At 70.0% G+C, this 23,348-nt stretch carries 18 protein-coding genes and 1 pseudogene; 6 read left to right on the forward strand and 13 right to left on the reverse strand.

Annotated elements, in window-relative coordinates; translation table 11 throughout:
* The first annotated feature begins 452 nt into the window (after positions 1–452).
* Positions 453–680, forward strand: coding sequence for a hypothetical protein (locus ACWC9T_RS30655; protein ID WP_449824302.1), 228 nt, complete (start codon positions 453–455; stop codon positions 678–680).
* Positions 681–902: 222 nt separating this feature from the next.
* Here ACWC9T_RS30655 and ACWC9T_RS30660 read toward each other — a convergent pair whose 3' ends face one another.
* From ACWC9T_RS30660 to tatA, 8 genes are all read right to left on the reverse strand, one after another.
* Entirely contained in the window at positions 903–2,153 is a 1,251-nt protein-coding gene (locus tag ACWC9T_RS30660; RefSeq protein ID WP_449824303.1) for a TetR/AcrR family transcriptional regulator, read from the reverse strand.
* Between the two features lie 182 nt (positions 2,154–2,335).
* Positions 2,336–3,484, reverse strand: a complete 1,149-nt coding sequence (locus ACWC9T_RS30665; RefSeq protein ID WP_449824304.1) for an acyl-CoA dehydrogenase family protein — start codon at positions 3,482–3,484, stop codon at positions 2,336–2,338.
* A 61-nt stretch (positions 3,485–3,545) separates the two neighbouring features.
* Positions 3,546–4,373, reverse strand: a complete 828-nt coding sequence (locus ACWC9T_RS30670) for an SDR family NAD(P)-dependent oxidoreductase (protein ID WP_449824305.1) — start codon at positions 4,371–4,373, stop codon at positions 3,546–3,548.
* Positions 4,374–4,389: 16 nt separating this feature from the next.
* Positions 4,390–4,791 carry a MaoC/PaaZ C-terminal domain-containing protein gene (locus ACWC9T_RS30675; protein ID WP_449824306.1) on the reverse strand — a complete coding sequence of 134 codons (402 nt, stop codon included), beginning with the start codon at positions 4,789–4,791 and terminating at the stop codon, positions 4,390–4,392.
* The gene (locus tag ACWC9T_RS30680) at positions 4,788–5,246 is read right to left on the reverse strand and encodes a MaoC family dehydratase N-terminal domain-containing protein (RefSeq protein WP_449824307.1); all 459 of its coding nucleotides are present in this window, start codon (positions 5,244–5,246) and stop codon (positions 4,788–4,790) included. The genes ACWC9T_RS30675 and ACWC9T_RS30680 overlap by 4 nt, the downstream gene beginning before the upstream one ends.
* 3 nt (positions 5,247–5,249) lie before the next feature.
* Positions 5,250–6,434, reverse strand: a complete 1,185-nt coding sequence (locus tag ACWC9T_RS30685) for a lipid-transfer protein (protein WP_449824308.1) — start codon at positions 6,432–6,434, stop codon at positions 5,250–5,252.
* Positions 6,435–6,713: 279 nt separating this feature from the next.
* Positions 6,714–7,655, reverse strand: coding sequence for a DUF4436 family protein (locus tag ACWC9T_RS30690; protein WP_449824309.1), 942 nt, complete (start codon positions 7,653–7,655; stop codon positions 6,714–6,716).
* 177 nt (positions 7,656–7,832) lie between these two features.
* Entirely contained in the window at positions 7,833–8,099 is a 267-nt protein-coding gene (gene tatA / locus ACWC9T_RS30695) for a Sec-independent protein translocase subunit TatA (RefSeq protein WP_449824327.1), read from the reverse strand.
* A 514-nt stretch (positions 8,100–8,613) separates the two neighbouring features.
* Here tatA and ACWC9T_RS30700 point away from each other — a divergent pair.
* Positions 8,614–9,057 carry a flavin monoamine oxidase family protein gene (locus ACWC9T_RS30700; protein ID WP_449824310.1) on the forward strand — a complete coding sequence of 148 codons (444 nt, stop codon included), beginning with the start codon at positions 8,614–8,616 and terminating at the stop codon, positions 9,055–9,057.
* A gap of 199 nt (positions 9,058–9,256) precedes the next feature.
* Positions 9,257–10,669 carry an APC family permease gene (locus ACWC9T_RS30705; protein WP_449824311.1) on the forward strand — a complete coding sequence of 471 codons (1,413 nt, stop codon included), beginning with the start codon at positions 9,257–9,259 and terminating at the stop codon, positions 10,667–10,669.
* A 545-nt stretch (positions 10,670–11,214) separates the two neighbouring features.
* Here ACWC9T_RS30705 and ACWC9T_RS30710 read toward each other — a convergent pair.
* The 3 genes from ACWC9T_RS30710 to ACWC9T_RS30720 form a co-directional block, all read right to left on the reverse strand.
* On the reverse strand, positions 11,215–12,864 hold the full coding sequence (locus ACWC9T_RS30710) for a serine/threonine-protein kinase (RefSeq protein ID WP_449824312.1): 1,650 nt from the start codon (positions 12,862–12,864) through the stop codon (positions 11,215–11,217).
* 352 nt (positions 12,865–13,216) lie between these two features.
* Positions 13,217–14,506, reverse strand: coding sequence for a flavin monoamine oxidase family protein (locus ACWC9T_RS30715; protein ID WP_449824313.1), 1,290 nt, complete (start codon positions 14,504–14,506; stop codon positions 13,217–13,219).
* A 515-nt stretch (positions 14,507–15,021) separates the two neighbouring features.
* A complete protein-coding gene (locus ACWC9T_RS30720; protein ID WP_449824314.1) occupies positions 15,022–16,230 on the reverse strand; it encodes a sensor histidine kinase in 1,209 nt (402 codons plus the stop codon).
* A 266-nt stretch (positions 16,231–16,496) separates the two neighbouring features.
* Between ACWC9T_RS30720 and ACWC9T_RS30725 the strand changes: the two genes are divergently transcribed.
* Positions 16,497–17,297, forward strand: coding sequence for a DUF4436 family protein (locus ACWC9T_RS30725; RefSeq protein ID WP_449824315.1), 801 nt, complete (start codon positions 16,497–16,499; stop codon positions 17,295–17,297).
* Between the two features lie 31 nt (positions 17,298–17,328).
* Here the strand turns inward: ACWC9T_RS30725 and ACWC9T_RS30730 are convergent, their stop codons facing one another.
* The gene (locus ACWC9T_RS30730; RefSeq protein ID WP_449824316.1) at positions 17,329–17,868 is read right to left on the reverse strand and encodes a TetR/AcrR family transcriptional regulator; all 540 of its coding nucleotides are present in this window, start codon (positions 17,866–17,868) and stop codon (positions 17,329–17,331) included.
* A 435-nt stretch (positions 17,869–18,303) separates the two neighbouring features.
* Positions 18,304–18,843 carry a TetR/AcrR family transcriptional regulator gene (locus ACWC9T_RS30735; protein ID WP_449824317.1) on the reverse strand — a complete coding sequence of 180 codons (540 nt, stop codon included), beginning with the start codon at positions 18,841–18,843 and terminating at the stop codon, positions 18,304–18,306.
* A gap of 973 nt (positions 18,844–19,816) precedes the next feature.
* On the opposite strand from ACWC9T_RS30735, the gene mgtA reads away from it, so the two are divergent.
* Together mgtA and ACWC9T_RS30745 are read left to right on the forward strand one after the other, a co-directional pair.
* Complete coding sequence (gene mgtA, locus ACWC9T_RS30740) at positions 19,817–22,471, forward strand: magnesium-translocating P-type ATPase (protein WP_449824318.1); 2,655 nt, start codon at positions 19,817–19,819, stop codon at positions 22,469–22,471.
* A 531-nt stretch (positions 22,472–23,002) separates the two neighbouring features.
* Positions 23,003–23,236: pseudogene (locus tag ACWC9T_RS30745) on the forward strand (serine/threonine-protein phosphatase); the annotation flags it as partial.
* Positions 23,237–23,348 lie beyond the last annotated feature (112 nt).

A 23,348-nucleotide genomic window follows, 5' to 3' on the forward strand; every position in this document is an offset into this window, starting at 1 on the left:
AGCGCCCGCCGGGGAAGAGCCGGGGAACAGAAAATGCGCCTGCAATACATCAGCAGGCGCACACAAAGTTCATGGGAACCACTACTGCAACTAAGTCGACTGTAGCAGGCCCGCGGCCCGCCGCGGTGGGATGTTTCACCCCCGGTTCTGCGGGAGCCCTCCCCGGGGCGGCCGGTTCCGAGCCGAGAGGACCGTGAACACGCCTGGAGAGCAAGCCGCTTGAGTATGCGGCCCGCACACCCCGTCGGAGCCGACGGCTCCCAGGGGGGAGGCGATTCCCGCGGTGCGGAACGCCTGCCCTCGCGGCGACAGCCCCGCGAAGGCAGCACACCACGCCCACCGGCGCCATTCAGGGGGCGCACTGGACGGCGGGCGCGGCATTCCGGCCCAACTTGAACTCGCATGCACGGAAAAGGCCCACGCCCGCGCTTCCAGGCGCATACTGGCCGGAAATGACGAAATCCTCAGCAGGTCGCCGCCCCCTGCCCACCAGCCCCTTCAAGCCCCGGGCGGAGGCACCACGCAAGCACTTCGCCGTCGGCGACCGGGTCACCCATGACAGGTACGGCCTCGGTCGGGTCGTCGGCGTCGAAGGTAACGACGACCTCGCGGTACTCGTCGACTTCGGATCACGGCAGGAACGCATCACCCACCCGTACACCGCGATGTTCAAACTCTGACCCCGGACACCCTCGGCGCTCGGCCGATTGTGCCGCGCAGCTCGCGGGCGGAGCACGCCGAGCGGGACGGTGGGACATCGTGCCGGTGTGGCGTCGAGGGGGGTGCTCCGAAGGTGCTCGCGAGTCCGTCGGCGCACGATTGGAAAGCGCTCGGGCGGTGGCCCGTGATCAAGTTGCCCGCTGCTCCGGCTGGCACCCGGGCCACGTCCGAGTGGCCGTTCCTCAGCGGTCCGGACGGTTGGTTGACGTGACGTCAGTCCGCAGGCCGACGAGGGGCGTGTCGTCCAGACCCAGGAGGCGGCAGCCGAGGCGGTGGACGTTCCTCTCGATGCCTGAGCGGGTGCGCAGCCGGGGTGTTCGGGCGATGTCGTTCGTGATGGTGAGGACTGCCTGTACGCGGACGCGTGCCTCCGCGGGCGACATGGCCGGGTGGACGGCACGCATGAGGTGCAGCCACTCGTCGATGTAGTCGCGTTGGGTCTGGAGCGTCCGCTGCCTGTCGTCGTCCTGCAGGTGTTCGGTCTCGGTGACGATGAGCGTGACCAGGTGCTGGTGGGCGAGTGCGAACCGGGCGTACCGCAGGATCAGCAGGCGCAGCGCGTCCGCGTGGTCCTGTACGGATGCGAGCACCTCGGCCAGGTCGAGCCACAGCCGCTCGGCGCTGCGGTTCATCGCCGCGGCGAGGACGTCATGTTTGCTGGAGAAGTGGTTGTAGATGCTCTGTCCGGCGATACCGACGGCGCTGCCGGTGTCCTCCAGTGTGACTGCCGCGTATCCGCGTTCGGCGAACAGGCGGGTCGCTGCGGCGAGCAGGCCCTCACGACGGGATCGGGGCTCCAGAGCCTGCTCGGTGCTTGGGCGGTCGACGATGTGTTCGCCGAGGTCGGGGAGTTGGGCCGCCGCCACGCAGCGCATCAGGTCCGCGATCAGGTTCGGGTAGTCGGGTGCGGGCAGATCGACGTGCTGGTAGGAGACGCTGACCGCGACATCGAGGATGCTCCAGGCGAGCAGTTCCGCGTGAGCGTGGTCCAGCTCCGGCCGGGCGGCGGTCAGCTGCTCGGCGAGCGCACGCCGCGCGGTGTGCAGGTGCTCTGCGAGTTCGGCGCGATGTTCGGTGGGGAGGTTGCGGGCTTCGCGCTGCCAGAGCACACCGAGCTCGCGACGGGCCAGGGAGGTCTCGGCGAACTTGAGGAGCAACGAGTCGAGGTCGCCGGGTTCGGCGGTCCTCAGCCCGTCAAGGCAGGACTCAAGCGCCTCGGAGGTGACCGCATGGAGGAGTTCCTGCTTGCCGCGGAAGTGCCGGTACAGAGCCGAGGGGCTGATGTTCACCGCGCCGGCGATGTCGCTCATGGCGACGTTCGCGTAGCCGTGTCGGCAGAAGAGCTCGCGTGCCGCGGCGATGACCAGCTCCCGACGGTTGCGGGGCCGGGTGCCGCGCGCGGGAGGCGAGGATTCCTCCGTGCCGACCGTCACCGTCTCCTCCTCGCTTCGGGTGGCTCTTGCCGTTCCGGCCTCGATGGACTTGCTGTCCGCCTTCCACCCAGTATTTCCTGTTCAACCCGCGCTTGAGAATCCTGCCTGTTCCGGACGTGTGCAGGCCATGCCCCAGGTCACGTGCGTCACCCGCTCCTTTGCGCGACGATCCGGTGGAGGAGTTATCCGAGTTTCAGGGAGCGGCCGATGATCTCCTTCATGATCTCGGTCGTGCCGGCGTAGATGCGGGTCACCCGGCTGTCCTGCCAGGCCCGCGCGATGGGGTATTCGAGCATGTAGCCGTATCCGCCGTGCAGTTGGACGCAGGCGTCCACGACCCGGCCCTGCAGTTCGGTGCACCACCACTTGGCCTTGGCTGCGTCGACGGCGGTCAGCTCGCCCTCGTTGAGCGCGAGGATGCAGCGGTCCAGGTAGTGCTGGGCCACGTCGATCTCGGTGGCCAGCTCGGCGAGCCGGTGCCGGATCACCTGCAGTGATCCGATGGGCTTGCCGAAGGCCTTGCGCTCGCGGACGTAGGCGGTGGTCCAGTCGAACGCGGCGGTGGCCTGGGCCAGGCCGGACACCGCGACCGAGATCCGCTCCTGCGCGAGGTTCCTGGTCAGGGCGAAGAAGCCCTCGCCTTCGGTGCCGAGCAGGTTGGCCACCGGCACCCGGGCGCCGGTGAAGGACAGTTCGGCGGTGTCCTGGGCATGCAGTCCGACCTTCTCCAGTTTGCGGCCGCGTTCGAAGCCCGGGGTGTCGCGTTCGACGACGATCAGGCTCAGGCCGCGGTGCGGATGCTCGCCGGTGCGGACCGCGACGATCACCAGGTCGGAGTTGATGCCGTTGGTGATGAAGGTCTTCGCGCCGTCGATGACGTAGTGGTCGCCGTCGCGGACCGCCTTGGTGCGGATGCCGGACAGGTCGGACCCGGTGCCCGGCTCGGTCATGGCGACCGCGGTGATCAGTTCACCGGAGGCGATGCCGGGAAGCCAGCGGGCCTTCTGCTCATCGGTGGCGCATTCGAGGAAGTAGGGCATGCAGATGTCGGCGTGCAGCGCGGGGCCGAGCACCGCCGGAAAGACCGCCGCGCGGGCCGCTTCCTCCTGCAGGATCACGTTGTAGCGGAAGTCGCTGGTCCCCGCACCGCCGAACTCCTCGGGCACGGCGATGCCGAGCGCGCCGAGGCGGCCCAGCCCGGTGAACAGCTCGCGCGGCACGATGCCGGCCGACTCCCAATCCGCGAAGTGGGGCACGACTTCCTTGTCGAGGAACGTCCGCACGCTCTCGCGGTAGGCCACGTGCTCGGCGTCGAACAGGATCCGTTTCACGTGTGTCTCCGGTTGTTCGCAGGGTGAAGGGGAGTTTCGAAGGTCCACGCGGAGCGCGGTGTCAGATCACGAACCCGCCGCCGCAGACCAGGGTCTGCCCGCTGACGTAGTCCGACTCGGGGATGCAGAACAGGTACACCGAACCTGCGGCCTCCACCGGGGTGCCCGCGCGGCCGAGCGGGATCGCGTGCTCCATCGCGGACATCAGGTCGGGGCTGACGCCGACCTTGATCTCCTTGCCCTGCACGTCGATCGTCCCGTCACCGGCGGGGGTCTCCGTCAGCCGGGTCTTGATCAGCCCGAACGCCACCGTGTTGACCGTCACGTTGTAGCGGCCCCACTCCTTGGCCAGTGTCCTGGTCAGGCCGGTGATCCCGGCCTTCGCCGCGGCGTAGTTGGCCTGGCCCGCGTTGCCGCCGAGTCCGGCGATCGAGGAGATGTTGACGACCTTGCGGCACGGCACCGGTTCACCGGCCTGCGCGGCGCGCTTGGCCGCTGCGGAGATCACCGGCTGTGCGGCCCGCAGGATCCGGAACGGCGCCTTGAGGTGCACGTCCAGGATCGCGTCCCACTGCTCGTCGGTGATCTTCTGGATGACGCTGTCCCAGGTGTAACCGGCGTTGTTGACGATGATGTCCAGCCCGCCGAAGGTGTCTGCGGCCGTCTGCACGAAGTGCTCGGCGAAGCCCTTCTCGGTGACGCTGCCCGGACAGGCAACCGCCCGCCCGCCGGCGGCCTCGATCGCGGCCACGGTCTCCTTGGCGGGCTCGGCATCGAGGTCGTTGACCACCACGGCGGCGCCGTCGGCGGCCAGCTTGAGTGCGATCTCACGGCCGATGCCGCGGCCCGAGCCCGAGATGATGGCGACCTTGCCGTCGAGCTTTCCCATGCGGATCACGTTCCTTTCAGTCCAGCGCGACGACGGCGTCGCCGGCGAGGGTGAGAGTGCCGTCGTCCAGGGCGACGGTGAGGGCGAGCGTGACCAGGCCGTCCTCGACGGACACCACGCTGGCGGTGCAGGTCAAGGAGGCGTGTACGGGGGTGACGGCGGCGAAGCGCACCCGGTAGGAGCGGATCCGTTCCTGCGGCACCCAGTCGGTGAGCAGCCGGCCCAGGTAGGCCATGGACAGCATCCCGTGTGCGAACACGTCGTCCAGGCCGGCGGACTTCGCGACGTCGAGGTCGATGTGGATCGGGTTGTGGTCGCCGGACGCGCCCGCGAACAGTGCCAGCGTGGTCCGGGAGATCGGAGCGATGCGCAGCGCGGGCAGCTCGGTGCCGACCTCGATGCTCTTCGGGATGGTCACTGCGGCACCTCCGGATTGCGCACCACGATGACGCTCCGCGTCTCGGCGATCAGCTCGGTTCCGCGGTGGACGTCGGTCCGTTTGACGAGGAAGTCCAGCGCGCCGTGCTTCTTGCTGTACACGTCGACGATGCGTGGTTGCAGGGTGAGGGTGTCGCCCGCGTAGGCCGGCCGGTGGTAGGTGAACGCCTGCTCGCCGTGCAGCACCCGGCGCAGGTCCACGTCCAGCGCGGCCAGGTAGGCGAACGGTTCGGGTGCCTCCAGTTCCAGGCTGAAGAAGAACGTCGGCGGAACCGGCAGGTCCCGGTGGCCCGCCCGCCTGGCGGTCTCCACATCCGTGTACACGGGGTCCGTCTGGCCGGTGGCCTTGGCGAAGAAGCGCAGTCGGCCACGCTCCACCTGGACGGTGATCGGATCGAGCGCCAGCTTCCCGGCCGCCTCGGCGTCGATCGCCATCGCTCAGCCCACCTTCTGGTACAGCGTCACCACAGCGGCACCGCCGAGGCCGATGTTGTGCTGCAACGCGACCGTCGCGTCCTCCACCTGCCGCGCCTCGGCGTGGCCGCGCAACTGCCAGACCAGCTCGGTGCACTGGGCCAGCCCGGTCGCGCCCAGCGGGTGGCCCTTCGACAGCAGGCCGCCCGAGGGGTTGGTGACCACGCGGCCGCCGTAGGTGTTGTCGCCGTCGCAGACGAACTTCTCCGCCGTGCCCTCCGGCGTCAGCCCGAGCGCCTCGTAGGTGAGCAGTTCGTTCGTGGTGAAGCAGTCGTGCAACTCGACGACCCGCACGTCCTGCGGCCCGATGCCGGCCTGCTCGTAGACCTGCTTCGCCGCGGCCTTCGACATGTCGTAGCCGACGACCTTGCGCATGTCCGCGTCCGCGAAGGTCGACGGGTAGTCCGTGGTCATCGCCTGTGCCGTGATCGCCACATCGGTGCGCAGCCCGTGCCGGCGGGCGAACTCCTCCGAGCACAGCACTGCCGCCGCCGCACCGCAGGTCGGCGGGCAGCACTGCAGCCGGGTCAGCGGGCCGTAGATCCGCGGCGAGGCGAGCACCTCCTCGACCGTCACCGGGTCGCGGAACACCGCGTACGGGTTGTTCGCCGCGTGCTTGCGCGCCTTGACCGCGATCTTGGCGAAGGTGTCCTCGGCCAGGCCGTACTCCTTGGCGTAGGCCGCACCGGCGCCGCCGAAGTACTGCGCTGCGAACGGGGCGTCGGACTCCCCCTGAACGGCGAGGGCCACCTCGTCGAAGCGGGCGAAAGGGCTGGTCCGGTCCTGCCAGTGCGACGCGAGTGCACCGCGCTGCATCTGCTCGAAGCCCAGGGCGAGCACGCACTCCGCCATGCCGCTCTCGATCGCCTGCCGGGCCAGGAACAGCGCCGATGACCCGGTCGAGCAGTTGTTGTTCACGTTCACGATCGGGATGCCGCTCTGGCCCAGGCCGTACAAAGCAGCCTGGCCACAACACGAATCGCCATACACATAGCCGACGTACGCCTGCTGCACCAGGGCGTAGTCGATCCCCGCGTCGGCTAGCGCGGCGCGAGTCGCCTTCTCGCCCATCACGCCGTAGGACTCACTGTTCCTCGGCGTCGTGAACGGGATCATCCCCACGCCCGCGACGATCACCCTCGATGCCATGACAGCTCCAGCCTTCCGCTCAAATCCTGAGAGACAGAGACTACTGTTCATTCACTTAGCGCGAAAGAGGCGGACGGAACTCCGAGATCGCGCGGCTGCGGACGGCGCCTCGCCCGCATCGCGATCACGGCGCGCGCGGCCGGTGTCGGCAGATCGGCCAGTTGCCGAGCACGCACAGGGAGAAGGTGGCGAGGTCGCGGCCCCGGGGCGGGCTTCGCCTACGCCGACGACTCCAACCAGGCGATGCGGCCGCCGGGGCCGCCGGGGCCGGCCCGGCCGTCACTGCCCGTCGGCGGCGGCTTCCCGTTCGCGGCGCTGCTGGTGCTCGGTGCGGATGCCGGACAGGACGGTGCAGGTCAGGCTGGCCGCGATGATGCCTTCGGCCCAGAAGAAGGCGACGTAGTCGATGAGCGATCCGATGGGGGGCGAGCCGGGAGCCGCGTTGCGCATGCCGATCAGGGCGAAGATCGTCGCGGCCATCCAGCCGAGGGAGGGCCAGACGAGGCCCTCGCGCTTGCGGTAGAGCACTTCGGCGGCGCCGAGCACTGCCAGGGCAAGTGCCCACATCGCCGCGATCATGAACCAGGCCAGGATGAAGGTGCTGCGGGAGCGGGTGATCTTCGCGTCCACGACCACCGTGCCGGTGCTCGCGATGGTGGCCTCGGGGTGCAGGACGAAGAACGGGTCGACGTCGGTGAGGACCACGCCCACCGGCACGGCTGTGCCGCCACTGGTGGCGGTGAAGCCCGCCTCCGCGCGGTAGCGGTCGAAGGGGTAGTCGGTCGCGGTGCCGCCGTACATCTCGACGTGCAACTGCTGCGGTGCCGCGGTTTCACCCCCGGCGGCTTTGATGGTCGTCTTGGCAGTGCCGGTGGCGGTGATCTCCACGGGGCGGGCGAAGGCCTGGGAGTCGGAGCCGGCGGCGAGCCTGCCGTGCGGGATGGGGGTGACGTACAGCGTCAGCCGCTGGGCCGCCGGGTCCACGTCCTGGGCGGTGACCTCCAGTTCGATCCAGTCCTGGGCGGAGGGAATGCCCAGCTCGTACGCCTGCTCACGGGTGTTGCGGTCGTTGAGGTACAGCCCGATCCCTGACCCGCACAGGCCGATGACCAGTGCCAGCACGACGGCGAACCGCCAGCTCCGGCGACGAGGGGCACGGGGCACTGCCTGCGGCTCGGCCGCGGGCTCGGTTGCGCCAGCCTCGTGAGTGATGACCTGCACGGCCGTCCTTCCTGCGGCGCCGGTGCGGGGCGTGCAGTGTTGCTGCCGCCCGGACACGCGCGCCGGTGTTGCGATTGGGACACCTCGGCCTGACAGGCCCCATCACCTGCCGAACCGAGACGACTTACTGGGCGCGGCGCGCGTCGGCGCTGCACCCCGAGCTCCAAGTACCCGCGGTCAGGACGCCTTTCCCGACTTGGCGGGTTCATCGGCCCTCGCGAGGGCCGCCGCGGCGACCGCCGGCGGGGTCGGCCCTGCCGCGCCCGCATCCGGCTCCTCGACGGACGAGTGGTCCTCACGCATGGCTGCCGTCTCGGCCTTCAGGATGCGCATCGACTTCCCCAGCCCGCGGGCCATCTCGGGCAGCTTTCTGGAACCGAAGAGCAGCACCAGTACCGCCACCATCACCAGGACATGCCAGGGTTCCAGACCATTGCGCAGCATCTCTGCACCACCGGATCTTTCGCGCTCGTTTCGATGCCGCACCGCGGCGGCTCCTTCATGCCCCGCCCCGATCCCGATCTGGCACGACTGATTCCTCAGTCGGCGCAACGGTGCGGGCCGCGATCGCCGACGAGGACGGGTCCTCAGGGGTGGCATGAGGACCGGGTCCGGATCCGGGCAGTGACCGCCGAGAGCGTCGGCGGCGGTAGTGGGATGCACCGCAGGAACCTGCATGCTCCGCAGCGCAGCCGACTGGAGCCCTGCCCTTCCTTCAGCTCAGCCGGGATGACACAGCAAAGCATATATTGAAACTCTGATGTGTCAATAGAGGCATTTGAGGCGGCCGGGGCCTGACCGACGCGGCCGCCGCGCTGCACGCGCCCCTCTCCAAGCTCGTCACCCAATGGCGTACAGGTGGGGACCGGGCGGATCGGTGCCCATCGCTGCACATGACGGCGCACCCGCCTGGGCGCTTCCGCGCCCAGCGACCCGAGCGTGGTGCCCTTCCCCGAAGGTGTTCTGGGCGGACACCGACTGGCTGACCTACGTCCCCGACCTGAGCCACTACGGGCAGTGGGAGCAGTGGATCAACGTCGCCCGCCCCACCGGCCAGCCGGTGCTGCTCGGCTTCAACGCCGCCGACTTCGCCCGCACGACCGAGGGTTGGAGCGACAACCAGATCATCGACAACGCCATGACGACGCTGAAGACGATCTTCGGTAACGACATCCCCACCCCGACCGCGTACCAGATCACCCGCTGGGCCTGCGACCCCTACGCGCTGGGCTCCTACTCCTTCAACAAGCTCGGCTCGACACCCGACATGCGCGACCAGCTGGCGGCCGCCGTCGACGGCCGGGTGCACTTCGCCGGGGAGGCGACCAGCCGCCAGTTGCTCGCCATCGTCCACGGCGCCTACCTGTCGGGCGTCCGCGCGGCCAAGGAGATCGCCGGCTGACACCTGCGCCTTCGCTGACCCCGCCGACGCACCGCTCCCGGGCCGACGGTGCCGCTCATGACTCTCCGTGATCGTCGGCACAGGGCAGTTGGCGACGCCAACCGGATGTGCTACCTGGCGGTCCCGTGGAGATAATCACCCGGCTCGTTGCCCGTCGTCCGCCGGATCAAGGTGAGAAGTGCCACCGAACGTCACTGCCGTGACCGCAGCAGCCGCCCCGGCGGCCCAGTTCCTCTCCCCCGCCCGGAACGTGAAGCTCGCGCCCCTGGTCGCGCTCATCTTCTTCAGCGTCTCCGGCGGGGCCTACGGCATCGAGGGCCTGTTCTCCACGTCCGGGCCCGGCATCGGCCTCCTGCTGCTCCTGGTGACACCCCTCGTCTACAGCGTTCCGCACGCGATGGTGTGCGCCGAGCTCGGCACGGCGATCCCCGTCGACGGCGGCTACTACCACTGGGTGCGGCGCGGACTGGGGCGCTTCTGGGGTTTCCAGCAAGGCATGCTCAGCTGGCTGGGCGGCTTCGTGGACCTGGCCGTCTACCCGGTCCTGTTCACCGGCTACCTGCAGTCCATGGTCGACTGGGCCGCACCGGGCGGGCACGTGCTGTTCGCGGTGGGCCACTTCCAGTTCGACCTGCACTGGTGCGTCTGCCTCGCCGTCATCACCGCCTCCGTCCTGATCAACCTGATGGGTACGGCCAGGGTCGGCACCTCCGCCGTCGTGTTCGCCGTGGTCTGCCTCACTCCGCTGCTGCTGCTGAGCGTCGCCGGCTTCGCGCACATGCTAGGCGACGGCGCCGGCCCCGTTTCGCAGCTGACCAGCCGCCCGGACCAGTCGATCGGAAGCGCCTTCGGCGCCGGGCTCTTCCTCACCATGTGGAACTACAGCGGCTGGGACGACGTCTCGGCCTTCGCCGGTGAGATCGACAATCCGCGCAAGCACCTGCCGCGGGCACTCGCCCTCTCCGTCGTGGTCATCACCGCCGGCTACCTGCTGCCGGCACTCGCCTCGCTCACGCTCGGGCCGGACGGCCCGGCCGGCTGGAAGACCTGGCACAGCGGCTCCTTCTCGGCCGTGGCCGGAGCCCTGGCCGGGCCGCGGCTGCAGACCGCCGTGACGCTCGGCGGCATGCTCGCCTCGGCCGCGATGTTCTCCGCGCTCCTCACCTCCAGCGCCCGTGTGCCCTTCGTCCTGGCCCAGGACGGCTACTTCCCGAACTGGATGGCGAGAAGGACCGTCCGCCGTCAGGTTCCCGTCGTCTCCCTCATCGGCTCGTCCGCGATCTACGCCCTGTTCTGCCTGAGCAGCTTCAGCAACCTGATCATCGTGGACGTCTTCCTCACCAACATCACGCTGCTGCTCGAAGTCGCCGCACTCATCGCGCTGCGCGTGCGCGAGCCCCACCTGGAACGTCCCTACCGCGTCCCGGGCGGCCCCCTTGGCCTCTCCCTCGTCGCCCTGAGCCTGACCGGCGTCTGCACCTGGGCCGCGTGGCAGCAGTACACGGAGAACGGCACCAAGGCGGTGAACTACTGTCTCGTCGCCGTCGGCGCCTGCGCACTGCTCTACGTCCCGATGGCCAGGCGCCGCCGGATCGCGGGCACCGAGGCGTAGCCCTGCGCAAGGGCGCGGGCCAACCCGCCGGCCGACCAGGGTCCGCGCCGTGTGCGCCGGTGCCGTGCGCGCATTCCCCGCACCGGAAACGCCGATGCACACAACTGACATGGCGTCAGTTCCATAACAGGCACGGCTACATGCTGCCCCTGCCTGGCCGGCAGCGGCGCGCTCCACACTGGGCCAACTCCGCGAACGGCGGAGCCCATCAGTGCGCGCCGCCGAGGGAGTCGCCGATGTCTGCTGCCGAGCAGTCCACAACCGTCGCACCGTCAGCCCCTTGGCCAGCAGGTCGGTGATCTGCCGGTAGCCGCCCGGGAACAGCACGTCCTGTGCATCGTCATTGGCTGTATACCGATCTGCGATGTGTGTACGGACTCCTGCGAAACGCCGGCGTGTGCTCCAGTGCGCTCGCCGACGTGCAGGAAGAGAGATGCCCACAGCCTCCGACGGGCCGCCCACTGCCCCGAAGCGGCCGGATGGCAAAGGACCCGCAGGCCCGGCCTTGCCCCGCGGTTCGGCTGCGGGCCGGGCGGGGCACGCGGTCAGGTGGTGTGGTGGTAGTAGGTGATGGAGACCTTGACCGGGCCGTCGTTCGTGGCGGTGGTGAGGGTGCGGATGACGGCGACGTCCAGCGCGTCGTGGGAGCGGACGCAGAAGGTGCGGTCGGCGCGCAGGGTGGTGAAGGACAGGGTGGAGGTGGGTTGCGTTTCGACGCCCTTGAGGCAGTCGGGGAGCGTGAGGGGGCCGGGCGGGGCGATGTAGGCGTCGCTGTCCTCGGGGATGTAGAAGGCGCCGGGCTGGCGGGCCAGGTACCAGGAGGAGGTGTCCTGGGTGACCTTCCCTGCCTTGAGGTCGAACTCGTGGTCGCGGTCGGGCGAGGTGAGTTCGAGGTTCGTGTAGACGGCGGTGTAGCCGGGGGCCGTGGACGGGGAGGCGGGGGTGGGGGCGGGGGTGGGGGTGGGTGCGGCGGACGGGGGGAGGCTGCTGGTGGCGGCGGTGTTCTGTTCGGGCGTGTCGTCGAAGTATTCGGTGTAGTCGAGCAGGAAGAAGGCCGCTGCTGCGCCGATGATGAGGGTGGCAGTCGTGACGAGTGCGGTGCGGGCGCCCCGGCGCGCGGTGGCCGCGGCTCTGCGTCTGGTCGTGGGGACCGGTTCCGGAAGCACGTGCTCCGGCTGCAGCCGGGTGGGTCCCGGGGCAGACAGGACACGGGCGGTCGGGGCCTCGGCCAGGGCCTGATCGAGGGCGGTGACCGGCGGGGCGGGTGTGGCCGGCAGGTCGGTGTGGCGGTTCAGCTCGCCGCTGACCTGCGGGGGCAACCAGCCGTCGGAGAAGCGGAGTTCGCCGCCGGTGGCGGGGTGGCTGCGGGCGGCCTCGACCAGCCAGGCTGTGCCCGGCCGCTCCTCGGGGTTCTTGGCCAGGCAGTACCGGACCAGTTCGTGCAGCCCGTGCGGCAGAGCGCAGAGGTCGGGTTCCTCATGGACCGCCCGGTAGAGCGCGGTGGGCTCGGGCCCGTCCCCGAAAGGGGACACGCCGGAGCCGATGAAGGCGATCAGGGCACCGAGCGCGAAGACGTCGGTGGCCGGGGTGGCGGGCTGTCCGAGGGCCTGCTCGGGGGCCATGAAACCGGGTGAGCCGATGCGCAGGCCCGTGCCGGTCAGCGGGCTCGCGTCGGCGGCGCGGGCGATGCCGAAGTCGATGACGCGCGGGCCGTCGGCGGCCACCAGGACGTTGCCGGGCTTGAGGTCGCGGTGGACGACGCCCGCGGCGTGGATCGCCTGCAGGGCCTCGGCGACGCCGGCGAGCAGGAGCAGGACGGTGCGCTCGGGCAGCGGGCCATGGCGCTGGACGACCCGGTCGAGGGAGGGGCCGGGCACGAACGTGGTCGCCAGCCAGGGGGAGGCTGCGTCGGTGCCCGCGTCGACCACCTGGGCGGTGTAGAGGCTGTGGATGCGGCGGGCGCTGGCGACCTCCTGGGCGAAGCGGTGCCGGAATTCGGGGTCCTCCGCGAGTTCGGGCCGGACCACCTTGAGCGCGACCGGGCGTCCGCCGAGGGTGTACGCGAGGTACACGCGGCCCATGCCGCCCGCGCCGAGCCGCGCGCACAGACGGTAGCCGCCGACCTCGCCGGGGTCGTCCGGAGTCAGTGCCCCGAAGGCCGAGGAAGACGGGGCGCCGAAGGGCTGCGCGGTCATGGGGGCTCCCAGCAAAGTCGTGCGGGTGGGCGGCGGGGGGATGGGCAGCCCGGGCATGTGCCATGTCCGGAATCGCAGCGGGTCCTGTCCGGCCGCGGTCACTGCCTGGAGCGGGCGCGTTCGACCCGTCGCGTGGGGTGTCGCGGCCGGTCATGAGGGCGCGTTCGGGGCTGCGGGGTGCCGCGCCGCACGCCCCCGCCGGTGCGTTCGGGGGCACGCACCGGCGGGGGCTGCCGTCCCGCGGGCGTCAGGGGTCGCGCCCGGCGGGGTCCTGGTGGACGAACCCCGGCTGTCTTCCCCGCCGCCCACACGACGGGGAACAGTCCGGGGATTCGTCACGCGGCTGGCGGTGTCAGCCGGCGATCTCCTTGGCCGCGCGCAGGCCCGACCGGTAGGCGCCGTGGACGGTGGCGTAGTCCTTGCGGTCCGTCGCCTCGCCGGCGAAGTGCACCCGGCCGTCCACGGCGGCCGCGAGTTGGTTGCGCATGTCGGACGTGGCGCCGAGCTTGGTGAACGAGTACGAGCCGCACGCGTACGGGTCCGAGGCCCAGCGGGTGATCTGGTAGTCCGTCGGCTGGGGGATGTTGCCGCCGTAGATGGTCTTCAGGGTGCTCATGGCGCTGTCGACGATCTGGGTGTCGCTCCAGCTCTCGATGGTGCGGCCGAAGTCGGCGGCGTTGAAGCCGAGCAGCACCGGCTGGCCGGTGGGGCGGGCGACGTTGATCCACTGGGCCCACTGTCCGTACTTGCCCAGGTCGGGCACGTACTCCAGCCAGTCGGTGTCCGCCCAGAACACCTTGGGGAAGCGCAGGTAGCACTTGTTGAGGACACCCGTGCCGAGCTTGCCGATGGCAGTGGTCTTGTCCTGGGGCAGGCCGGGACCGAACGTGACCGACCCGCTCTGCAGGACGCCCAGCGGCAGCGTGACCACCACGTGGTCGCCCTGGAAGGTGCCCTTGTCGGTGGTGACCGTCACGCCGCCGGAGTTCCAGTCGATCTGCTTGACGACCTGCCCGGTCTGCACCGACAGTCCCTTGGCCAGGTAGTCGGTGATCTGGTGGTAACCGCCCGGGAACAGGACGTCCTTGCCCTTGATCTTGGCGTCGTCGTCGAAGTACAGGGCGGACATCTGGTCGACGCTGCCCGAGTACTCGTGCTCGTAGTCGTTCAGCGCGTAGGAGACCAGGGCCTTGTCGCTGTCCGAGAGCTTCGACCAGCCCAGAGCGTTCTGGACGACGCTGCGGATCGAGGCGTCGTCGTCGTCCTTCTTCTGGAAGGACGACAGCGCGTTGGCCGTGGCCTTCCGCCAGCGATCGAGCGCCTGGGCCTGGGCGCCCTCGATCTCCTGGCCGCTTGCGAGGTAGTCGGTGGCGCTTTCGAGGTCGGTCACCGCGGTCTTCGCGCCGGCCTTCCTGGCCAGATCGGTGATCGGGTTGCCGTCGATGCCGTGGATCCACGACGCGCCGAGATCGAGCGGTGTGCCGGACCACTTCTCGCTGGTCCAGATCCGCCCGCCGATACGGTCGCGCGCTTCGAGCACCGACACCTCGTGCCCCTTGTCAGCCAGGTACCGGGCAGCGCCCAGGCCGCTGATCCCGGCGCCGACGACGATCACCTTCTTGCGCCCGGACGGGCCCGGCATCCCGTTCCCATCTGCGCTGCCCCCGCTACCCGCACTGTCGCCGTCCCCACTGTCGTCGCAGGCGGACAGGGAGGCGAGAAGGGCGAGGCTGGGCAGTCCCAGGCCTACGCTCCGCAGGAAGTGCCGGCGATGCATCGTCATGGCTGTTGACCGATCTGCTTTCTGTCACGGGCCGATACGAGGGTGTCGCCGAACGCTCCGTTGCGTTCGCCGGGCCGCCCGTAGGCGAGGAAGCCGTGCAGGCTCCAAAGGGGCACCCCGTCTGGTCGGGGACGGCCTCCCGCACCTTGGCGGGCATCGGCTCGCCGGCCCACCGGCGTGCGCCGAGTGGGACGCCGACCAGCGGCAACCCGCCTCGCCAGTGAAGCGAGGCCGATGCAACAGAGGATACTTTGATACACCGATGTGTCAACAGAGGCACTGAGGGCTGGCTGGTGGGTTCGCGCAGGCAGCTGTGGGCGACGGTCGTGATTCCATCGCTGAAGAGGCTCGGATCGACGGTGGCGACCTCGGTGTCACGCCTCCGAGCCGACCAGCGGAAGGCGGGCGTGGACGGCGAAGCCGCCGTCGGGGGTAGGGCCGGCGCCGAGGGTACCGCCGAGGTCGTCGGCGCGGGTGCGCATGCCGTCGAGACCGTGGCCCCCGGAAGGCAGTTCGGTTTCGCCGCCGGTGCCGCCGGGCGCATTGACCACGGCGACGTGCAGGTCGTCCCGGTTGATTTCGACGGTGACGGTCACCTCGGCGTCCGGGGCGTGCTTGTGGGCGTTGGTGAGTGCTTCCTGGACGATCCGGTAGGCGGCGTACTGGACGGCGGGGCCAGGTGCGGGCTGCCCGGGTGGTGGCCCGGTGACGATGAGGTCGACGGTGAGGCCGGCCTGCCGGGATTCGTCGACCAGGGCAGGCAGGCCGCGCAGCGAGGGAACCTGGTCGGGGGCGGGGGTGAGGACGCCGAGCAGGCCGCGCAGTTCGGTGAGGGCCTGGAGGCCGAGGGTACGGATGAGACCGAGGGTCTGGCGTACTGCGTCCGGATCGTCGGTCTGGGCGACCTGGGCGGCGCCGGCGTGCAGGGTGATGAGGGAAACCCGGTTGGAGACGACATCGTGCATCTCCCTTGCGAGGCGGGCGCGTTCGGCGGCAGCGGCGCGCTCCTCGGCGTACTGGTGGGCCTCTTCCAGCAGGCGGTTGCGTTCGACGAGGACGCCGACGGCGCGGGTGCGCTGGTGGGCGGCCACGCCGAGGGCGAGCGGGACGACGCCGTAGACGAGCGGGTCCTCGACGATGCCGGCGAAGGCGGAGAGCGTGGTGAAGTCTGAGAAGTCGAACGGGATCAGCAGCCTGATCTCGGCGAACACGGCGAGCACGGCGAGGGTTCGGGTGGTGCCACGCCGCGCGGCCAGTTCGTAGAGGGCGATGGCGAGCGGGAGCGTACCGCTCAACAGGGTGAGCACGGCCACCGCCACGGGGGCCCGTCGGCGGAAGGCGAGGGCGAGCGAGCCGATGGCGATCAGGGTCGCGTCGAGCGCGGCGGAGCGGCTGGGGCCGAGGGTGTCGCCGTTGGTCAGGGCAAGCGGGACGAACACCAGCAGGAGGATGACGGTCGGTGCGAGGGCGACGACGGTCTTCGGCAGCCTGACCGGCAGACCCGGCAGCGCCTCGGACAGAGACGGCTGCGGGTGTCCGGCGACATGCGGCGACTCGGGCTGATGGTCGGAGGGTTGGTGCATGAGGGGCATGCTCCCACGTCGCTGTTCCGGTCGGCGTGCCGTGGACGACGTCCTCGGCGGTGAGCGTTGCGTGGGTTCCTCGACGCCGGTTTGACCAGGACCGCGCGGAGCCGCGCCAGCCGAGGCACGGAGAGTTGATCGGCGTTTCCGCAGGGCGCTCGATGTTCAGGCCGGTTTACTGGGCGGATGCTCAGGAATCGATGGCGGCTGCCGCGAGGTCGAGCGGGGATTGCGTGGGCGGTTGTTGTCGCTGTCGTGGTGGTGCGGTGGCGTGCGGGGTCGGGCTGCTGGCCTTCCGCGCCGATGTGAAGAGCCAGCCAGGTGGGATCAGCACGGGGGCTGCCGACGTGGCGGACCGGCTCTCGATCACTGCCTCGGTGCAGCGGGTCAACGCCGGACGCGACGACCTGGACCTGCGGGTGCTCGTAGTGCCGCACGGCGCGCTGAGTGCCGCGGGAGGCGATGCCCCGGCGCGCGACATCACCGTGGCCACGTCCGGCATCACCCGCGGGACGCTGACCTTCCCGGCCGGACAGCGGATCGGCGCGCAGGACCTCCTGGTGGAACTGGAGAGCGGTGAGTTCGCCGACTATCCCTTCGACCGGTACAAGGCCGAGATCTACTTCGCGGCCTCGGTCGACGGGAAGCCGGTCCCGGCCGAGGTGGAGCTGATCGACTCCGACCCGTTGTTCACGGCGCAGGCCGAAGTCGGCGGGGACCGGCTGGCACCGGGTTTCGACGTCGAGATGAGGCGGTCCCGGGGAACGTTCACGATGGTCTGGCTGATGTTCGCGGTGATGTGGGCGCTGGCCCTGGCGGTCGCGGCCGGGGCGCTGGTGATCGGACGGACGCGCAAGGGGATGGTGTGGCCGGCACTGGGCTGGATGGCGGCGACCCTGTTCGCGCTGGCCGGCTTCCGCAACACCGCTCCCGGCTCGCCGCCGATCGGCTGCCTGCTCGACTACACGGCGTTCCTGTGGGCCGAGGCGATCGTGGCGTTCTCGGTGGTCTACGCGGTCCTGCGCGGGGCTCCGGTCGAGCTGGCGCCCTCCTCGGCCAAGGCCTGAAACGCCCCGCGGCATGAGCCCCGAGACGCGGTCAGGCGGCCGCACCGTACAGCAGGATCGCAGGGATGAAGCCCGGAGCCTGGCGGGCACCCATGTAGCCCTCCATCGTCAACTCCCATGCGGTCTCGGCGAGGCCGTAGAACGTCGAGGCCAGCCAGGTGGCCGGCATGTCCTTCCGTAACAGCCCGACGCCCTGGCCGCGTTCGAAGAGCTCGACGGTCCGGTCGAAGATCGCGTCGGCCCGTACGCCGATCTCGGCAACGCCGAGGACGTCGGGCCGGGTATAGACGAGATTCCACAGCTGGGCGAACGCCGGGTATTCGGCGACCAGGGCGGCGAGCACCTGTCGCACGGGGGCGGTGTCGGCCCCGGCGCAGGACAGGGCCCGGTCGCAGTCGTCGAGGATCTTCGCAGCCATGGCCCGCACCAGGTGCTGCCGGGTGGGAAACAGGCGGACCAGGGTCGCCCGGCTGATACCCGCTCGCTTGGCGATGACCTGCATGGACGCCGCCCGGTCCTTGACCAGAACCGGGATCGCCGAATCCAGGACCTCCATCGCGTCAGTACGCATCGCCGAACCAGCTCCCCATGCCTCCATTGGCACATCGTTGCCTCAATATAGCCCCTGACGTGTCCACCCCGTCGCACCGATACGGCGATGCCGGTGATGCCATCGCAGCCCTGACGGCCGGCCGGCTTTGCCGGCATCTCCGCGCCGGCCTTCCCGCTGGCACCGCCGTCGCCCACACGGCCCGCCCAAGGACATCGAAGCCGACCGGGCCGAGAGCGCGCGGCAGGGTCGAGCACCTTGGTCAGGCGCGCTCGGCATGCCGCACAGTCGGCGCAGCGCGGCCACCCCGGACCGTTCGTCGGGCCTCGACCGGGCCGGAGACCACAGTCGGCAGCGGCGTCACCACCGCAAACCTCGCCGCGCAGGCGCGGCCAGCCGGGCGCCCCCGTGCACTCGAGGATCGGGAGCGCCGTTCGCTTCGGACCCCGGGAGTGGTCAGGCGGCCGCGCCATGGAGGAGGATCGCCGTGATGAAGTCCGGAGCTTGGCGGGGGCCCATGTCGCCTTCGAGGGTCAGCTCCCACGCGGTCTCGGCCAGACCGCAGAAGGTCGAGGCCAGCCAGGTGGCTGGCATGTCGTTGCGCAGCAGTCCGGCCTTCTGGCCGCGCTTGAAGAACTTGACGGTGCGGTCGAAGATCGAGTCGGCCCGGGTGCTGGCTTCGGGTACCCCGAGGACGTCGGGTTCGACGTAGACGAGGTTCCACAGCTGGGCGAACGGCGGGTAGTCGGTGACCAGGGCGGCGAGCACCTGCTGCATGGGGGCGGTGTCGGCCTCGGCGCGGGACAGGGCCCGGTCGCAGTCGTCGAGGATCTTCGCAGCCATGGCCCGCACCAGGTGCTGCCGGGTGGGAAACAGGCGGACCAGGGTCGCCCGGCTGATACCCGCTCGCTTGGCGATGACCTGCATGGACGCCGCCCGGTCCTTGACCAGGACCGGGATCGCCGAATCCAGGACCTCCATCGCGTCGGTACGCATCGCCGAGCCAACTCCCTATGCCTCTATTGACACATTGACGCCTCAATGTATCCTCTGCAGTATCATCCTCATTGTACTGAAGAGAGGGGTTACCGCCGTTCCCCGAGGCCTGACCTGCTCCTGGTGATGCGTGGCCCTTCCGCGTCCACACCGTTTCCGCCGGGGATCCACCCGGCGCCTGACTGGAGCACCGTCAGGTCCGGCCCCCGCAGCGGGGTGATCGTCGTCGGCGCCGGGATCAGCGGCCTTGCCGCCGCCCGCCAACCCGCTCAGCGCCCTCGTGAGCTTCTACCGCTCCGCCAGGTCTTCAGGCCGCGCCTGCCGTGGCGCCCACCGGCTGGCAGGGGGCGCCACGGGTGCGCTACGGAGGCCGGGGCGCACCATCCCTGACACGTCGCGCCGACCACGAGCACGGTCATTGGCCCGGTTGTCATGAGTTCTCCTCGTTGTCACTGCGGCACGCCGGGGATCGAGCCCGACGGCCTTCTTGGAGTCCGAACCGGGTCGGGGGATGGCGCGGGTCGACCGTTTCGTCCGAGCGGACGCGCCGCGCGCCTGTCCGAGAACGCGCTGGGAATACGCCTCCTCAACCAGGCCAAGAAGACCCACCCCAGCACCACTGCGTATCGGATCATCACGTTCGATCCAGGCATCGCTCGCCCCGTCGCAGCGGCGGCGTCGATGCCGTGCGAGTGGCGCTTCCGGCGCGCGAGGCAGCTACAGGGCCGTGGCAATCCCCCGCGTTTCCTTCGTGATCGATCAATGGCAGTCTGGTGACACGGAGCGTGTCCGGGGCTGCCGGACCGCGCTCCCTGTCGGACGTCACGTGGCTCAAGGCGGTGAGGGTGAGATCGATGAGCGGCACGCCGTGCGCCACGTCCGGGTCCCGGCCTGCGTCCCGTTCGGCCGTCGGCTCTGAGGGCGGCTGCGGCAACCGGCCGGAGCGGCCCTCAGGATCCGCCCGGGAAAGCCGATGACGGTCTCCGCGCCCGCGCATGCGACCGGCTCCGTGGCCGGGACAGTGTCCGCGGCCGCGCTGCCCGTCGCGGACGTGCTGCAGGAGTTCGGCGTGGCCACCGACCGGGGCCTGCCCAGCGGGGAGGTCGCACGGCGGCAGGCGCAGTTCGGCCCGAATGCGGTCGCCTCGCACCGGACTCGGTTCCTTCCCGTGCTCTGGCACCAGCTGCGGTCCCCGCTGCTCGCTCTGCTCCTGATCGCCGCCGTCGCCTCCTACCTGGTCGGTGAGCGCAGTGACGCCGTCATCATCGGTCTGATCGTGGGCGTGTCGGTCGGGCTCGGCTTCGTCAACGAGTACCGGGCGGAGAAGGCCGCCGAGGCCCTGCACTCCCAGATCCGCCACCGGACGGTGGTCATCCGCGACGGGCGCCCCGGCTCGGTGGACGTCACTGAGCTGGTCCCCGGCGACGTGGTCGAGCTGCGCCTGGGGGACATCGTCCCGGCCGACATACGGCTGTTCGACGTCGCGGGCCTGGAATGCGACGAGTCGGTCCTGACCGGCGAATCGCTGCCCGTCGACAAGCACACCGCCCCCGTGCCTGCGGGAACGCCCCTGGCGGAGCTGTCCGGGTGCGCACTGATGGGCACTGTGGTACGAGCCGGCAGCGGAAGCGGGATCGTGGTGGCCACCGGCGCCCGTACCGAGTTCGGCAGGATCGCCGCGGGACTGAGCACGCACCTGCTCGACACCGAGTTCCAGGTCGGGCTGCGCCGCTTCTCCATGCTTCTGGTGTACGTCGCGGGCGCGCTGACCACGTCGATCTTCGTGATCAACGTGGTCCTGCACAAACCGATCATCGACGCGCTGCTGTTCTCACTGGCGATCGCGGTCGGCATCACCCCGCAGCTGCTGCCTGCTGTCGTCTCCACCAGCCTCGCCGCCGGATCCCGGCGGATGAGCCGCCGCAAGGTGCTGGTCAAACGGCTGGTGTGCATCGAGGACCTCGGCGACGTCGACGTTCTGTTCACCGACAAGACCGGCACCCTCACGCAGGGCCGCATCCACTACATGCGCGCCGTGCCGGCCGGCGACAGCACCCCTGACACGGTGCTGCGCTGGGGACTGCTGTGCACCGAGAACACCACACCGGACGGGCAGTCCATCGGCGGGAACCCCCTCGACCAAGCGCTGTGGCAGTCCCCGGCCGCCGTCGGCGAGCGGACCGCACCGGCGGGCTACACCCGGCTGGGGGTACTCCCTTTCGACCACGAGCGCCGCATGGTCACCGTCCTCGTCCGCGACACGGCCGGCCAGGTGACCCTGGTGACCAAGGGGGCACCGGAGAGCGTCCTCGACCGCTGCTCCGACGTACCGGCCGCAGCCCACGACGCCCTGGCGGCCGAGTTCACCGCCGGCAACCGGGTCGTCGCCGTGGCCACCCGCCCCGCCGACGGCAGCGGCCCGCCGCAGCCCGCGGACGAACACGACCTGCGCCTTCTGGGGCTGCTCGTGTTCCTGGACCCGCCCAAACACGACGCCGCCGAAGCCCTGCGCCGGCTGGCCGACCTCGGCATCTCGGTGAAGGTCGTCACCGGCGACAACCCCGCCGTCGCCGCCAAGATCTGCCGCGACCTGGGGCTGGCCGAGGGCGGTGCGCTGACCGGCACCGACCTCGACGCACTCGACGAACCCCAACTCGCCGCAGCCATCGCACACACCACCGTCTTCGCCCGGGTCACCCCGGAGGACAAGGCCCGCATCGTGCACGCCCAACGGCACGGCGGCCGCGGGGTCGCCTTCCTCGGCGACGGCGTCAACGACGCACTCGCCCTGCACGCGGCCGACGTGGGAATCTCGGTCGACTCGGCCACCGACGTCGCCAAGGACGCCGCCGACGTCATCCTGCTGGAAAAGGACCTCAACGTACTCGCCGACGGCGTCGCCGAAGGGCGGAGGATCTTCGCCAACACCATCAAATACGTGCTGATGGGCACCTCCAGCAACTTCGGCAACATGGCCTCCGCCGCCGGCGCCTCGCTGTTCCTGCCCTTCCTGCCGATGCTTCCGTCCCAGATCCTGCTCAACAACCTGCTGTACGACACCAGCCAGCTGGCCATCCCCACCGACAACGCCGACGAGGAGCAGCTCCGCCGCCCCTCGCACTGGGACATCGGCTTCATCCGCCGCTTCATGCTCTACTTCGGTCCGTTCAGCTCGGTCTTCGACTTCCTCACCTTCGGGGTGATGCTCGGGGTCTTCCACTCCGGACCCGAGCAGTTCCGCTCCGGCTGGTTCGTCGAGTCCCTGGCCACCCAGACCCTGGTCATCTTCGCGATCCGCACCCGCCGCATCCCGTTCTTCCGCAGCCACCCCAGCCTGCCGCTCACCCTCGCGGCCCTCGGTGTCGTCACCGTCGGCACGCTCATCCCCGCCACGCCCGTGGCCGCCACACTCGGCTTCCACCCCCTGCCGGGCGCGTTCTTCGCCGCACTCGTCGGCATGGTCATCGGCTACCTCGCCCTGGTAGAGGTCGGCAAACGGATCTTCTACGGCGCCGCACCCGCCGTGCCGGGTGCGCCCCGTTACAGCAGTCGCCGTCACCTGCGCCGCCGCGCCGCCTACTTCACCACCACCAGACGCCGGCACAACGCATCCTCCGCCGAACCATGACACACGGCCACAGCCCCAGAAAGGCCGTTCCCCGCATCGCTGCGGGGAACGGCCTTCCGGCCTGCGCAAACGTAGCGCCGACCAGGGCAGCAGGATCTGAATCTACGCCCCCCTGATCCCCGTTCACCCTATGATCTTCCCGCCGAAAAGGCGGACATTTTCTCGATCACGAGTCGCAGAGCCAGGGATCCTGCCTCAGTGATCTTCATATTCGCCTCCTCGCGATCGTCCTACCGGTAACTCCTACCGGCACCTTCCAGGATACTCCGCATTGCGAGAATTCGAGCCTGCCGTACACATGAGTGAGTATTTGAAAATTCCCCCGCATGACGTCTGACCAGAATAGCCACCCGAGATTTCTTGCGCGCACCCCACGGCCACAGGATCCATCCCGGCCGAGGTGTCGCGGGGTGAGGGACGGTGCCGTGCCGGGACAGGGGAAGTGCCGGTGAGTCGTACGCCCATCCACGTGGAGGCAAGGCGAGGAAGCCGGCCGAGGGAGCGGACTGCTACGGGCAAACCGCGGTGCCCGTGGCGGAGTTCGCACGGAAGAAACGCACGACTGCGGCGGACCGGTCGGAAGGGCTCGGCGAGCGACTGCCGGGGCATCTGCCGGACCGGGCTCACGAGGTGCCGCCCCAGCTCATCGCTCCGCCGGTGGCCGAAGAGGTGCACGCGATCGGTGGCCGGGACGTCTCGATCCTCCTCCAGGACCACGGCCAGGTCATGCGGACGCCGCCCGCTGGCGATGAACACCCCGCAGGTCGCACTCGCCGGAATCCTGGAACCCGCCTACAACGTCGCCGGTGACAGCCTGGACGACGCCTTCAACGACGAAATCCTGCATCTGGCCGTGACCGCGGGCACAACAGCACAG

It is taken from the genome of Kitasatospora sp. NPDC001159 (assembly GCF_053598235.1).

What these genes read in the sequence shown, in the direction of transcription:
- ACWC9T_RS30670 (WP_449824305.1), bottom strand. Translation starts at nt 4,373, where the DNA reads ATGGGAAAGCTCGACGGCAAGGTCGCCATCATCTCGGGCTCGGGCCGC.
- ACWC9T_RS30655 (WP_449824302.1), top strand. Translation starts at nt 453, where the DNA reads ATGACGAAATCCTCAGCAGGTCGCCGCCCCCTGCCCACCAGCCCCTTC.
- ACWC9T_RS30715 (WP_449824313.1), bottom strand. Translation starts at nt 14,506, where the DNA reads ATGCCGGGCCCGTCCGGGCGCAAGAAGGTGATCGTCGTCGGCGCCGGG.
- mgtA (WP_449824318.1), top strand. Translation starts at nt 19,817, where the DNA reads ATGACGGTCTCCGCGCCCGCGCATGCGACCGGCTCCGTGGCCGGGACA.
- ACWC9T_RS30710 (WP_449824312.1), bottom strand. Translation starts at nt 12,864, where the DNA reads ATGACCGCGCAGCCCTTCGGCGCCCCGTCTTCCTCGGCCTTCGGGGCA.
- ACWC9T_RS30680 (WP_449824307.1), bottom strand. Translation starts at nt 5,246, where the DNA reads ATGGCGATCGACGCCGAGGCGGCCGGGAAGCTGGCGCTCGATCCGATC.
- ACWC9T_RS30720 (WP_449824314.1), bottom strand. Translation starts at nt 16,230, where the DNA reads ATGCACCAACCCTCCGACCATCAGCCCGAGTCGCCGCATGTCGCCGGA.
- ACWC9T_RS30685 (WP_449824308.1), bottom strand. Translation starts at nt 6,434, where the DNA reads ATGGCATCGAGGGTGATCGTCGCGGGCGTGGGGATGATCCCGTTCACG.
- ACWC9T_RS30730 (WP_449824316.1), bottom strand. Translation starts at nt 17,868, where the DNA reads ATGCGTACTGACGCGATGGAGGTCCTGGATTCGGCGATCCCGGTTCTG.
- ACWC9T_RS30735 (WP_449824317.1), bottom strand. Translation starts at nt 18,843, where the DNA reads ATGCGTACCGACGCGATGGAGGTCCTGGATTCGGCGATCCCGGTCCTG.
- tatA (WP_449824327.1), bottom strand. Translation starts at nt 8,099, where the DNA reads ATGCTGCGCAATGGTCTGGAACCCTGGCATGTCCTGGTGATGGTGGCG.